Genomic DNA, 13853 nt, shown 5'->3' on the forward strand with positions numbered 1-13853 from the left:
TGTTGATCAAATCATGAATACAACAACTCACTATACGCCCGAAGTCATGCTGTTGGGACAACCCGCAGAGCGGGGTAGATGGTTTCTGATTCCATTTGGAATGACCATTTTACTTTGCTTAGGAAGCGTGTACTCCTGGAGTATTTTTAGAACCTCTTTAGAAAGTGAGATGGGGATCAGTACAACTGAAAGTCTTTTACCGTACACTTTCGTGCTGATTTTTTATGCGGCTCTGATGCCAATTACAGGTTTTTTCATTCCTCAGATTGGGACTCGGATCACGATCGCGATCGGAGGAATTTTTGTAGGCTTGGGCTACATTCTTTCAAGCTTTACGACTCAGATTGGCACGCTCATCTTCACCTACGGAGCGATCGCCGGAACCGGAGTTGGCATAGTTTATGGTGTTCCTATTTTGGTCGTCTCCCGCTGGTTTCCAGATAAGCGGGGGTTAGTGGTCGGTTTGACGATTATTGGATTCGGACTTTCGCCGCTGATTACTGCGCCTCTTGCAAATCAACTCATCGAAGCCTACAGTGTGCGATCGACCTTACGCATTCTTGGTATCGCTTTTACGGTGATTATTTTAGCGATTTCTACAATCATGAAGCTGCCTCCCAAAAGCTGGCATCCTCGGCAATCTGCGGCTGTCTCTACAGTGACTGCAACTCCAACTTACCCAAACAATTTACTTAAAAGTCGATCGTTCTACGGGCTGTGGCTTTGCTATGCAATTGGAACGTTTGTCGGGTTAAGTGCGATCGGGATCTCTAGTCCAGTTGGGCAGGAAATGATTGAGATCAATCCGACTGTAGCCGCTAGAAGTGTCTCCTTGTTTGCGCTGTTTAATGGTGTGAGTCGTCCGCTTTTTGGTTGGTTAAGCGATCGATTTAAGCCTCACTATGTTGCAATTCTGTCTTATGTGCTGATTTTGATTGCTTGTGTGCTGATGATCAATGCTCAGACTGGACAAGTTGCGACCTATCTCACTGCCTTTTGTTTGTTTTGGTTTTGCCTGGGTGGATGGCTAGCGATGGCTCCAACTCTCACGTTACGCTTCTTCAATCCCGATCGGTATGCCCAAAACTATGGACTTGTTTTCACAGCTTATGGAGCGGGTGCTTTGATCGGAACGTTAATTGTTGGACGCATTCGAGACTTCTTTGGAGCTTACAATTATGTATTCTATCCAATGGCATTTTTAGCAATCATTGGTATCGTGATTGCTGGTGTGCTGCTTAAACGAGAAAGAGTTTCAGCGGACTCTGTTCTGGATTAGACTTCGTTCTTTACGTCGTGGGTCAAACCATTTGCCAAGTTATCTCTTGACCCGCCCATAAGGGAACCAGTCCAGCTTCCGTAAATGGAATTTCATCAGGAACGCGCCATGTTGTTTTGGTCAAAGTAATGCGATCGGTATTGCGCGGAAGCTGATAAAAATCTGCACCATAGAAGCTAGCGAATGCTTCAAGTTTATCCAGAGCGCCGACGCTTTCAAACGCTTCTGTGTATAACTCCATCGCGTGCAGAGCCGAATAGCAACCTGCACAGCCACAGGAACTTTCTTTGCTATTTCGAGGATGGGGAGCGCTATCGGTTCCCAGAAAAAACTTAGGATTCCCGGATGTTGCTGCTTGCAAAAGTGCCGATCGATGTTCCTCTCGTTTCAAAATCGGCAGACAGTAAAAATGGGGACGAATGCCACCTTGGAAAAGGCTATTGCGGTTGAATAATACATGTTGTGGTGTGATTGTTGCAGCGATATTGTTTGCAGATAAGACATACTGCACTGCATCTGAGGTGGTGATATGTTCAAGGACGATGCGTAGGCTAGGAAATCGTTGTCTGAGCGGGATCAAATGTCGATCGATAAATACTTTTTCGCGATCAAACATATCCACGGTGTGATCGGTGACTTCCCCATGTAGGAGTAAAGGCAGATCGACCTTCTGCATCATTTCAAAGACGCGATCGCACTTGCGAATATCCGTTACTCCAGAGTCCGAATTCGTCGTTGCTCCGGCTGGGTAGTATTTAACCGCTTTAATAAACGGTGCGGCTTTCGCTGAGACAATCTCTTCGGAGCTTGTGTTGTCAGTGAGATAGAGCGTCATGAGTGGCTCGAACGATTGACCCTCTGGAACGGCTGCAAGGATGCGATCGCGATAGGCGGCTGCGTCCACAACCGAGCGGACTGGAGGCTTCAAATTTGGCATGATGATCGCACGGGCAAACTGTCGCACTGTATGTGGCAAAACTGCTTTCAATGCTGCGCCGTCGCGGAGGTGAAGATGCCAGTCGTCAGGTCGAATAATCGTGAGTTTTTGCATGGTTCAATTTTGACATACTCCCCCGCTTAAAAGACTTCCACGATAGTACACAATCGCTGGAAAAAACGGGGGAATTTGCGGGTCGTAATTGAAGCGTAGGTGACAGTTCCAAGTACGCGATCGATGGTATTGAAGAGTAATATCTCTACATCATTTTTAGTGATTTGAAACTCTATGACATTCTCGATCGTAGCTTGGAACTCACAAATGCAATTGACCTAGCGACGAAACATTTAGCTTGCTGCTGCCACATGTAAAAGCCTCTGTGGGCGCGATCGCGACTCAAGCGCAAACCAATTCCTAAATCCTCTGTACGGAATTTCAAGATTCGTACGGGTTTTTATCTGTCTATCGATAGATGCGCTCTAGTAACCAGATTCTACAAACTGTAAACGTCAAAATTCTCTACAAAAATGAATCGTGGTTTGAGCTAATATCTGTTCATTGGTGATGCGACCTATCTTCTACAAGCAATTTCGATCGCTGATCCACATAAAATCAACGGGTTGGTATTGGTGATTGTTCCAGAATCTGGCTGAATGGAGTAAATCAATGTCAATACACAAGCAACTCTTTTACTTAGTCTTAGCGCGTTGCTTGGTTCAATCCTGATCGGATTCTGTCTCACCCGATCGATTCAGCTTATTTTACTCAGGGTGAAAGTCTTACTAGCAATCAATAGCGATTTGCTTAATCAGCAAAGTTGAACTGGAATTTTAAGACTCATATAAGTTTCTTATTTTCTTGTTCTAAGTTCAGAGTGTCAGTTGTTTTAATGCCAAGGAGTTTTCAAAATGCCTCTGATAAAACGTTGTTTCGCCGAATTTTTTGGAACGTTCTGGTTAGTCTTTGGTGGGTGTGGGAGTGCAGTGTTAGCTGCAACTTATACCGCAGATGCAGCTAGAATTGGCGACAACACTTCGTTCCCGTTGGGAATTGGCTTAGTTGGAGTGTCGCTCGCCTTTGGGTTAACCGTGTTAACGATGGCATTTGCAGTCGGTGGCATTTCCGGGGGACATTTCAATCCTGCTGTCTCGTTTGGATTGTTTGTTGCGAAGCGGTTTCGGGGTGGAACAGATTTACTCGGCTACATTGTGGCGCAAGTGTTAGGCGGAATTGCAGCCGCAGGAACACTCTATATTATTGCTTCAGGAAAACCCGGATTTAGCTTAACCGGGTCAAATCCGTTAGCAACCAATGGATTTGGCGCACATTCTCCGGGTGGCTATTCGCTCGGTGCGTGCTTTTTAGCGGAAGTATTGTTAACGTTCTTCTTCTTGATGATTATCTTAGGCTCGACTGATCGACGGGCGGCAGGTTCGTTTGCGCCTTTGTCGATCGGGTTTGCACTGACTTTGATTCACTTGATCAGCATTCCGATCACCAATACTTCTGTGAACCCGGCACGTAGCTTAGGTCCTGCGGTGTTTGTCGGGGGTGAACTGCTCGGACAAGTGTGGTTATTCTGGCTTGCACCGATTTTGGGTGCGGTGATTGCTGGATTCGCCTACAATGCGCTATTCGGTGAATCAGAAGTCCCTGAAATCGAGCGGATGCGTGAAACTGTCTAGTGCAAGTTTTGTCTTGGAAATGAATTCGAGAGGTGGAGTGCGATCGCACCTTTACAAAACTGAGTTCAGGCAGGAATGAACTAAGCGATCGAGCATTGAACAATTTTGCTCGATCGCTTGTCTCAACTATGCTGTGATGTTTTGACGATCGCTTCTCGTCACGACCACGACACAAGGTCGAGGAGCCGCATTTGCCTTGTTTTCTGGGAAGTTTGATCCGACTGGCACTTGGCGCGTTTGAGTAAACTCCTTGCCGTCTGTCGCTTTCATAGCATACTTGCGAGTGTCAGATTTCAGATTTTGCCGAATGCCGTTACTTTCTCCAGGATGTTGAACAGCTAAGAATAGAGATTGTCGATCGTTGCTCAAAAAAGGTCCGGTTAGTTCCGCTTCCATCGGAGCCATTGCAAACAGATAAGCATTGCCAGCATTCTCTCCGGAGGTTGGCATAAACCATAAGCTATTGTTGCCGTAGAGTCCGCGTAGGTTGGATTGACTGATCGGAACTCCATTTTTACCAATTCGTTTCGGAACTGCTTTATTGAGCTTATCCGAAGACATATCGGTGACAATCCAAACATGACCATCTGGATCAATCAGCAAATTGTCCGGATTCGAGAAGCCTGCGCCGCCCGCAGTTGGTTCTCCGCCCATTGCCATCATTTTCCAACGGAAAGTCATTGCTGCTGGATCATTCTTGTCTTCTACTACGTGCATGACAAAGCCATATTCGTAAGGTGCTTCGCCGTTCGGTCCTTTGAATACTCGCTTATCAGGTCCACCATCTCGACTATCGGGTGAGCCAGACGTAAACGCGATGTAGAGCGAACCATCTGGTGCAATCTCAGTATCTTCAGGACGAGCAGTACAAGTTGCTCCACAAGCATTTGCCGCATAGTGAGCATCGATCAGAATTGCACCTTGCTTTTCGGTGGGATTACCTTCGTAGAGGTCGCCCAAGGTTTTGAACTGTTTCTTGTATTGGTCGATCGCGCTCTTGTTCCGAACGGGCATAAATCCACCGTCAGGGCGCTTGGGTAGATTGATCATGCCACCGACCACGGTTGCTGGATCTTCAGGATTCACAGGTGTATCTGGTTTTAATGCAATCCATCGTCCAGTTCCATCCTCGTTGAACTTAGCTGCATAAAGCATTCCATCAGCTAACAATCGGGAATTGGCTTTATCTTTTGGATCACTCACTGAATCGCGGCTGACGAACTTATAGATATGTCCACTGCGTCGATCGCATCCTGAATAGAATGCTAACGGTTTTCCTGCTTCGACTCGAACTCCGACTGCTTCATGCCTATAGCGACCAAGCCAAGTATGCTTTGTGCCAAAGTCTTTGGGATTTGCTGGATCGACTTCGACAATCCATCCGTATTTGTTGCCAGCTAAACCGAAGACGTTTCCTTGTCCAGAAACTTCCTCATCGTCGATCGTAAAAGTGACGCGATTGGGTGGAAACGCAGTGCCATCCGCATAAACCGGATCAGGAACCTGAATTTGAATGTTCTCTTCTGCACTCAGAACAGTTCCCCAAGGAGTCGTTCCACCTGCACAGTTGCCGAATGTTCCGATAATACGATCGCCTAATTTATCAATGTATCCCTTGCCCTTCTTTTTCTGAAAGACCGCTTTTGCAGGTCCAGTACAGTCGAGATAGCGATCGTCTTCGAGACCTGAGATTCCGGTAATTCGTCGATCGGCATTAGAAAAAGTCCGCTCCCATTTCCCGTCTGCGTTTTTGCGAACCGAGATCACGCCCATCCCTTGATCAATCAATGCTTCTTTGGCAATGGTTTTAATTTGAGCTTTGAGCGGATTTTTCTCAGGAAGTGCAAACGCATTCACGCCTTTTCCTTTGGTCTTTTGCAATTCTTTTTCGACAGCAGTTCTAGGAAGTTCTTTACCTAGCACTTTCGAGTAAGATTGCAGCCAGGGAATCGCACTGATGTACTCAAAGTTAATCGTTAGAAAGCCCTGATTTGGAGCCGTTTCAACAAACGAGAGGTAATCATTGTTATAGCCAAATCGAGAATCCCCAATTTTATCTCCCCAAGCCCCGATCACTTGGTAAGAAAAGCCCTCCGGAACAATCAAATCATCGACAATCTCAAACTCAGTGGGTGCAGCGCTCTTTGCATTCGTGAGCAATGCCATTGGACTTGGAATCGGCTTGAAACTTAGATTTGAAAGTGTTGCTTCTGCCGATTGAAAGGGCATGGAAAACTTCTGATGGTTTTTGATCAAGCTTCCGATCGCGGTCGTTCCAGCAGCAGCACCCAGGAAGAGCAGAAAATTCCGGCGTTTCATCGGCATAATGGGAGAACTCCAGTAGATACTCGCCTCAGTCTTAGCAGGAATTTACTACCCAAAGGTTAAGATCGGGTAAAAGATTTCGCTTTCTGTGCTCGATCGCATTTCTTCTATAAATCAGGAAATAACTGTCGATCGATCAAATTCCTTTGAATCGCGATGACCGCAGCTTGAGTTCGATCGTGTACCTCCAACTTCTGCAAGATAGTATGAACATGAACTCGTACCGTTCCGGGTGCAATATATAGCTTCTGAGCAATTTCCTGATTGGTATTGCCATCTGCAATGAGCGCGAGGATTTCTTGTTCTCGTCGAGTCAGAACAGCAGTTAATTTATCCGCATCATTTGTCGGTGTCGCTCCGGAGTTACCTTCAAAAGCAGCCCGGATCTCAGTCGTAGCAGCGGAATCCCACCAAGATGCTCCAGCGGCAACGGATTGAATGGCAAGAATCAAGGTCTGCGAAGGCGCACCTTTGAGGCAGTAGCCTTGTACTCCAACTTCGATGATTCGGTTGATCAATGCTTTCTGGGTATGCGAAGTGAGAACTAGAATTGGCAGATTCGGAGCGAATTGTCGGATTTGGCGACAGGCATCGACACCCCCTAGTCCCGGTAGACCCAGATCTAAAATGACAATGTTGAGCAAGTGAGATTTAACAATCTCGATCGCGGTTTCTCCGTCTTCTGCTTCTGCCACGACTTCCAATGCTGGTTCTCGCTCTAGCCGCACTCGCAAGCCGAGACGAAACAGTTCATCGTCTTCAACGAGAAGAATTTTGAGGGGTGGAGATGCCATCTTACGCAGAGTGGGGAGGATGATAAGGAAGCGTTGGTAGCCGAAAGGCAAAAATTGCCCCGGTCGGATGCCAGTTCTCTGCCCAAATTGTACCGCCATGCGCCTCTACAATCTGCCGAGACAAGTAAAGCCCCAAGCCTGACCCTTTTGCTTGTCGATCGCTCTGTCCCTGATAAAATCGTTCAAACAGATGCGGGATTTCATTAAGTTTGACCCCTGCTCCGCTGTCTTTTACCTTGATCGTTTGGTAAGAGGAGCCTGCTTCTAGAATAATTTCCACTTTTTCTCCACGAGGTGAATGATTGATTGCATTCGCCAGTAGATTTGCTACGACTCGCTGAAGTTGTAGCGTGTCCCCGTTGACCCAGAGAAACTGGCGAAAGTCTGATGCCCCCTGATGCAGAGAAATGTGAATCCGGCGACTCGCTGCCAAGTCTGTCATGGTTGCTTTCACTTCTTCTGCAATTTCTACTAAATCGACTGGAGCAAGATTCAGCCGCAGTCCCTCGTTATCATTCCGGTAGATATCTAACAGTGTTTCAACCATCTTCAGGGTTGTTCGATGGCTTCGCATCATGGTTGCTAGAACAGTCTGTTGATTGAGTTCGACATCGCCAAAACAGCCTTGTTGAAATGCTTTTATCGTCTCAATTGCTCCTAGTAGCGGAGTTTTCAGGTCATGAGTCAGGGCTGAAGCAAAATCCTCTCGAATGTAGTCTAACTTTTCCTGTGCTTCTAGTTTGGCTTGCTGCTGGAGAACGGTTTGCTGATATAACCGATTACGATCGCTGAGGACACCCGTAACGATGAGTGCCAAAATTGCGATCGCTCGCGATGCGATCGTAGGAGCTTTGACGGTTTCAATTCCTGGCAGCCAGACGTTGATCAAAGTCAGAACACAAGCGATTAGCGTTGCCTGGAAGGTTATTTTGCGGCTTAAGTAAGTACTTGCGAGCAGAATGGGACCAATGTAGAGATAGCCAAACACATAGTCCGGTGGCGTGGAGAATTCTAGGGTGAGAACTATCGCAAACAATCCCACGACCAACCAGAATGTTCTCAAATGCCAGATCTTTGAGTGAAAAATGCGTTGAAATTGCAGCATTTGGCTTCTGAAATACAAGAGACAACTATAGCAATCCGGTTTGAGTTGTGAGATTCAGGAACGCCCCCAAACCCCCAATTCTGGGGGCTAAGAGTCTTGTTCCCCCAAGCTTGGGGGTTAGGGGGCACGATCAATCCTGCAATTCACAACTGATTTAGGATTGCTATATCTAGCCAGCTTTATTTCTAGAAGTCTAACGAGTTTCAGGTGATTTCACCGGAAAATTTGATTCAGATTGCGGCGGAGACACAAATTTATAGTTCTAGGTATAGAACCTATCTAAACGCTCTCTAAACACTACCACTTACGGACTATATCAGTGATCTAAAAAGCTAGATAAACGCCGCCCTATACCTTGTCATTGTTGAATCCAAGCCTCAGGATGAAAGTTAGTCAAACGACTCATGCTCATCACTCCATCGTTACTATCAATTGAGCTAAATTTATGTTGCAAGGATGGATTCAAATTACGTTAACGCTGCTGATCGTCGTGGCAATTACGCCATTCTTCGGGCGTTACATGGCGCGGGTATTTATGGGACAGCGGACTTTACTTGACCCAGTTCTCAACCCTGTAGAGCGCGTGATATTTTCGCTGAATGGCGTTCGAGCAGGCGAAGAAATGACAGGCTGGCAATATGCACGAGCAGTCTTATACAGCAATCTAGCAATGCTGGTGTTGATCTACTTGATCTTCATGCTTCAGGGAACATTACCCTTTAATCCGACGGGCTTAGGTGCGCCTTCTTGGGATTTAGCGCTGCACACGGCAATTTCTTTTGTCACGAATACGAATCAGCAGCACTATTCTGGCGAGACGACTTTCAGCTATTTCAGCCAGTTTGCTGGGTTGGGCTTCATGATGTTTACTTCGGCAGCAACGGGTATCGCAGTCGCGATCGCATTCATTCGAGGCTTAACAGGGAGACCGTTAGGAAACTTCTACGTGGATTTGACTCGATCGATGACTCGGATTCTACTGCCGATTAGTCTGGTCGGTGCTGTGGTGTTGATTGCTGCTGGAATACCGGAAACGCTTGCAGGTCCGGTGATTGTACCAACTCTGGAAAATCCGGCAATCAATCAAGCGATCGCACGAGGTCCGGTAGCTCACTTCGAGATTATCAAAGAGTTAGGCGAGAACGGAGGCGGTTTCTTTGGGATTAACTCGGCTCATCCCTTTGAGAATCCCAACGGTTTTACGAACTTAATAGAATTAGTCGCGTTGCTCTCGATTCCGACATCGTTAATCATTACTTATGGCATTTTCGCAAATAACTCGAAACAGGCTTGGCTGGTCTATAGCATTCCACTCGCGATTCTAATTGCATTTATTGTCATTACAGCGATCGGGGAATATCAGGGCAACCCTGCGGTGAATCAGTTGCTAGGAGTAAGTCAGGCTCCGAATCTTGAAGGGAAAGAAGTCCGATTCGGTTGGTCGCAATCTGCTCTGTTTGCTGTCTTTACAACCGCAAGTATGTGTGGAGCAGTGAACAGCTTGCACGATTCCTATATGCCGAATGGGGGCTTTGTCATGCTCTCAAATCTGTTCCTGCAAATTGTGTTCGGGGGACAGGGAACCGGAACTGCTTACCTGTTTGCTTATCTGATTTTGGCAGTGTTTGTCACCGGGTTGATGGTTGGGCGGACTCCAGAATTTTTGGGACGCAAAATCGAAAAGCAGGAAGTCGTGCTGGCAAGTTTGCTGATTTTGCTAGTCCACCCGATCGCGATTCTGATTCCAGCGGCGATTACGTTAGCATTTCCTGAACAATTAGCAGGAATTAGTAATCCAGGATTTCATGGCTTATCCCAGGTAATTTATGAGTACGCTTCTGCTGCGGCGAACAATGGGTCTGGGTTTGAAGGATTAGGGGATGCAACGCTCTGGTGGAATTTGAGTACCAGTTTTAGCTTGCTGGCAGGACGCTACATCCCGATCGTTGCGTTACTTCTCTTGGCAGATCGGATGTCGCGCAAGCAACCCGTTCCCGCAACGGCTGGAACGCTACGGACTGATACGGGACTATTCACGGGAGTCACGGCTGGCGTAATTCTGATTCTGGGCGCACTGACGTTCTTTCCAGCCTTAGCGTTAGGTCCAGTTGCAGAGGCATTTCAGATTATCAAAGGAATTGGGTAGGAGTCTGGGGAACTTATGAAGAACGAATCTACTACATCTGCTCGCTCAATTCAGGTGCCTACCAGTCGTCGGAGCGATCGCAGGCATACTCCAAAAGCGACTTCTAAAGGACTGTATCAGCGAGCGATTCGGGAGTCTTTTGTCAAACTGAATCCCCGTAATGCAGTGCAGAATCCAGTCCTGTTCGTCGTGTGGCTAGGAACGATCGTGACGCTGCTTGTAACCATCAATCCAAATCTGTTTGGAACCGTTCAAGCCGATATCGGACAGCAGCGATTACTGAATGGCATCATCACGTTTATTCTCTTTTTCACAATTCTGTTTGCCAATTTTGCCGAAGCGATCGCGGAAGGGCGAGGAAAGGCGCAGGCAGAAGCTTTAAGATCGACTCGCTCTGATACGCTTGCGCGTAAGATGCTACCCGACGGCAGGATTCAAGAAGTCAACTCGACCGAGTTGCGTCGAGGTGATCAGGTGAAAGTGATTGCGGGAGATATGATTCCGGCTGATGGTGAGGTGATGCAGGGCATTGGTTCTGTCGATGAATCAGCCATTACTGGGGAATCTGCGCCCGTTTTGAAACAACCCGGTACAGACATTGCCAGTTCTGTCACAGGCGGTACTCGTCTCCTGTCAGATGAATTGATTGTGCGAATCACGTCTGATCCGGGGCAGGGATTCATCGATCGGATGATTTCTCTAGTCGAAGGAGCCGAGCGCAGCAAAACCCCGAACGAAATTGCTCTAACAGTCTTGCTGGCAGTGTTGACTCAGGTATTTCTGATTGTCGTTGCGACAACTCCCTCGATTTCTGGCTATATCGCTGGTTTCTTGGAGCGTTCTGTCGGGGCAGCCGCAGGCAACAGTCTTCGATCGGGAACCAGTATTGCAATTCTCATTTCTCTTTTGGTGGCGCTAATTCCGACCACCATTGGCGGGTTGCTGAGTGCGATCGGGATTGCGGGAATGGATCGAGTGGCACAATTTAACGTGATCGCGACCTCTGGACGTGCGGTCGAAGCCTGTGGCGATGTCAATACGCTCGTTCTAGATAAAACCGGAACGATTACATTGGGAAACCGTTTAGCGGACGAGTTTATTCCAGTCAATGGTCATTCCATTGAGGAAATTGCTCGGATCTGTCTAGTTGCCAGCCTGTTTGATGACACCCCGGAAGGAAGATCGATCGTTCAACTCGCTCAAAGATTAGGGGCAAAATTCGATCTAGATGGGCAACCCGCAGAAGGGATTGAATTCTCTGCCCGCACTCGCATGAGCGGAACCGATCTAAATCGCAAGGAGTACCGTAAGGGAGCGGTAGATGCGATCAAAGGATTTGTGCGATCGCGTGGGGGTCAAGTTCCCACAACGCTGGATGAAGCCTTTGAACGAGTCTCTCGCTTCGGGGGAACGCCGCTTGCCGTCTGCGAAGGCGATGAGATTTACGGTGTGATTTACCTCAAGGACATTGTAAAACCAGGATTGCGAGAACGGTTTGATCAACTGCGCCGCATGGGAGTAAAAACGATCATGCTGACCGGAGATAATCGCATTACGGCATCTGTAATCGCTCAAGAAGCTGGAGTCGATGATTTTATTGCTGAAGCAACTCCCGAAGACAAGATCGATGTGATTCGGAGTGAACAAGCTCAAGGCAAGCTCGTTGCCATGACCGGAGATGGAACGAATGATGCCCCTGCGCTGGCTCAAGCGAATGTAGGTGTCGCCATGAATTCTGGAACCCAGGCAGCCAAAGAAGCGGCGAACATGGTGGATTTAGATTCTGATCCCACCAAACTGATCGATCTCGTCACGATCGGTAAACAATTACTGATTACTCGTGGTGCATTGACGACTTTCTCGGTTGCCAATGACATCGCCAAATACTTTGCGATCATTCCGACGATCTTTGCTGCCGCTGGAATCGGTGCTTTAAACATCATGGGCTTAAAAAGTGCCCAATCTGCGATCGTTTCTGCGCTGATCTATAACGCTTTAATTATTCCCGTTCTAATTCCTCTAGCGCTACGAGGTGTTCAGTTTCGACCGCTTACCGCCGATCAACTCCTGCAACGCAACATTTTGATCTACGGACTAGGCGGAATTATTGCACCGTTTATTGCGATTAAAGCGATCGACCTAATTTTGCCACTGTCCTAACCCTCTTTTCTAACTATGAATCTCCATCCTCTAAAACCATCCCTTGAAACCGCTTCAGAAATTTGGCTCCAATGGCGCAGACAAAAGCTGCCCCTGTATTTGTTCCTAGCGTTATGCTTCAACCTGGTGATTGCACCCGTTGTTTATGCTGCTAGTCGTGATGAAGTCTCTCGGACTCAAGCCTGGGCATTAGGACTACTGGGATTGGCAACCCTGGCGCTTTCGATCTATCTATTCTTTGTCATGTTTGTACCGGAGAAATTCTAATGAGTATTGCACGCGAGGCAGGTAGAGCCATTCGATCGACCTTGGTACTCTGGATCATCACCGCTCTTATTTACCCGCTGCTGATGGTTGCGATCGGGCAAATTGCCTTTCCGTTTCAGGCAAATGGAAGCATTCTAACCAATGCTCAAGGTCAACCTGTCGGATCTGCCTTAATTGGACAACCATTTACAAGCGATCGCTATTTCATCAGTCGCCCTAGCACGACCACTTACAGCACTGCTGATCCAACCAAAGATACTGCTGGCATTCTGGAAACAGGAGTGTCAGGCGCAAGCAACTTAGCTCCTTCCAATCCTGACTTGCTCAAGCGGGTTCAAGAAACAGTGACTCAATTAAAACAGGCAGGCATTGAACCTACTGCTGATCTGGTCTACACTTCTGGTTCCAGCCTTGATCCTCATATCACACCCGAAGCCGCTAAAGCGCAGATTGCAAGAGTGGCAGGGGCGCGAGGACTCCCATCGAATCAACTTGAAGCGTTAATCAATCAGAATACGGATAGTCGTTTCTTAGGCATTTTTGGTGAACCAGGAGTCAATGTCTTGAAGCTCAATCTAGCGCTGGATGCTCTTAGCCGCTAGATCACCCTGATATGCTGCTAATCCTCGGAGTAAGGTGGGTGCATTCAAGTTATCAGCTTGAACTACTAAGAGAGGATAGAATGCCGCAAAGAATTCTTTACAGTAATAGTGCAGAAGCCACGAAGAAAACAAAAGTCGGACATCTGATGAAAGGAATAGCAGTTTGGATGGACCCATTGCCTGGAACAGTTTATGAAGGTAAAACCATCAATTCAATTCAGCATTTTGAACTACAAAAGGCTGGCGTTGCTTGGGATGTGATTGTGCTTGTAGAAACGGACTAAATGGAATTTATGAATCTATCTTCGTTAAAATGGTTGAAAAACGTAAAGCCTTATCAGGGATGGACATACTGCTGCATTGACGAAGCTAACCCACAATTGTTAAGTGTGGAGCGTAACATACTGCTCTGAAGCGATGTTAAACTTAAGGGATCTGCAACTAAATAGAATCCCCAATTTTACGCAGTCGGAACAATCGTGATATCCCACTTCGGCAACAACTCAGAACGCTGCCAAAACGGGAGGTATGTTTCTAGCTCTGGAGGCAAGAC

The 13853-nt window shown here is 47.2% G+C and carries 11 protein-coding genes; 7 read left to right on the forward strand and 4 right to left on the reverse strand.

Translation table 11 applies throughout. From position 1 onward, the window contains the following. Positions 1 to 13 precede the first annotated feature (13 nt). On the forward strand, positions 14 to 1279 hold the full coding sequence (locus tag ACQ4M5_RS15500; protein ID WP_430676538.1) for an L-lactate MFS transporter: 1266 nt from the start codon (positions 14 to 16) through the stop codon (positions 1277 to 1279). A 22-nt stretch (positions 1280 to 1301) separates the two neighbouring features. Here the strand turns inward: ACQ4M5_RS15500 and pyrC are convergent, their stop codons facing one another. Then, positions 1302 to 2330 (reverse strand): dihydroorotase, encoded by a 1029-nt coding sequence (gene pyrC / locus ACQ4M5_RS15505; protein ID WP_430676539.1) that lies wholly within the window; start codon positions 2328 to 2330, stop codon positions 1302 to 1304. A 794-nt stretch (positions 2331 to 3124) separates the two neighbouring features. Between pyrC and aqpZ the strand changes: the two genes are divergently transcribed. Further along, positions 3125 to 3901: an aquaporin Z gene (gene aqpZ, locus ACQ4M5_RS15510; protein WP_430676540.1), complete on the forward strand. Its 777-nt coding sequence runs from the start codon at positions 3125 to 3127 to the stop codon at positions 3899 to 3901. A gap of 126 nt (positions 3902 to 4027) precedes the next feature. Here the strand turns inward: aqpZ and ACQ4M5_RS15515 are convergent, their stop codons facing one another. The 3 genes from ACQ4M5_RS15515 to ACQ4M5_RS15525 form a co-directional block, all read right to left on the reverse strand. Beyond that, on the reverse strand, positions 4028 to 6226 hold the full coding sequence (locus tag ACQ4M5_RS15515) for a PhoX family protein (RefSeq protein ID WP_430676541.1): 2199 nt from the start codon (positions 6224 to 6226) through the stop codon (positions 4028 to 4030). A 107-nt stretch (positions 6227 to 6333) separates the two neighbouring features. Next, positions 6334 to 7020 (reverse strand): response regulator, encoded by a 687-nt coding sequence (locus ACQ4M5_RS15520; protein WP_430676542.1) that lies wholly within the window; start codon positions 7018 to 7020, stop codon positions 6334 to 6336. 1 nt (position 7021) lies between these two features. After that, on the reverse strand, positions 7022 to 8125 hold the full coding sequence (locus tag ACQ4M5_RS15525) for a sensor histidine kinase (RefSeq protein WP_430676543.1): 1104 nt from the start codon (positions 8123 to 8125) through the stop codon (positions 7022 to 7024). Positions 8126 to 8570: 445 nt separating this feature from the next. Between ACQ4M5_RS15525 and kdpA the strand changes: the two genes are divergently transcribed. The 5 genes from kdpA (at position 8571) to ACQ4M5_RS15550 (ending at position 13584) form a co-directional block, all read left to right on the forward strand. Then, positions 8571 to 10271 (forward strand): potassium-transporting ATPase subunit KdpA, encoded by a 1701-nt coding sequence (kdpA, locus tag ACQ4M5_RS15530; RefSeq protein ID WP_430676544.1) that lies wholly within the window; start codon positions 8571 to 8573, stop codon positions 10269 to 10271. Between the two features lie 15 nt (positions 10272 to 10286). Further along, positions 10287 to 12431: a potassium-transporting ATPase subunit KdpB gene (kdpB, locus tag ACQ4M5_RS15535; RefSeq protein ID WP_430676545.1), complete on the forward strand. Its 2145-nt coding sequence runs from the start codon at positions 10287 to 10289 to the stop codon at positions 12429 to 12431. 15 nt (positions 12432 to 12446) lie between these two features. Beyond that, on the forward strand, positions 12447 to 12698 hold the full coding sequence (locus tag ACQ4M5_RS15540) for a potassium-transporting ATPase subunit F (RefSeq protein WP_430676546.1): 252 nt from the start codon (positions 12447 to 12449) through the stop codon (positions 12696 to 12698). Beyond that, complete coding sequence (gene kdpC / locus ACQ4M5_RS15545) at positions 12698 to 13300, forward strand: K(+)-transporting ATPase subunit C (RefSeq protein WP_430676547.1); 603 nt, start codon at positions 12698 to 12700, stop codon at positions 13298 to 13300. Before ACQ4M5_RS15540 ends, kdpC begins: the two co-directional genes overlap by 1 nt. An 80-nt stretch (positions 13301 to 13380) precedes the next feature. Continuing rightward, a complete protein-coding gene (locus ACQ4M5_RS15550) occupies positions 13381 to 13584 on the forward strand; it encodes a hypothetical protein (protein ID WP_430676548.1) in 204 nt (67 codons plus the stop codon). Positions 13585 to 13853: the final 269 nt, after the last annotated feature.

Source organism: Leptolyngbya sp. AN10 (assembly GCF_050565645.1).
Lineage (GTDB): Bacteria > Cyanobacteriota > Cyanobacteriia > Leptolyngbyales > Leptolyngbyaceae > Leptolyngbya.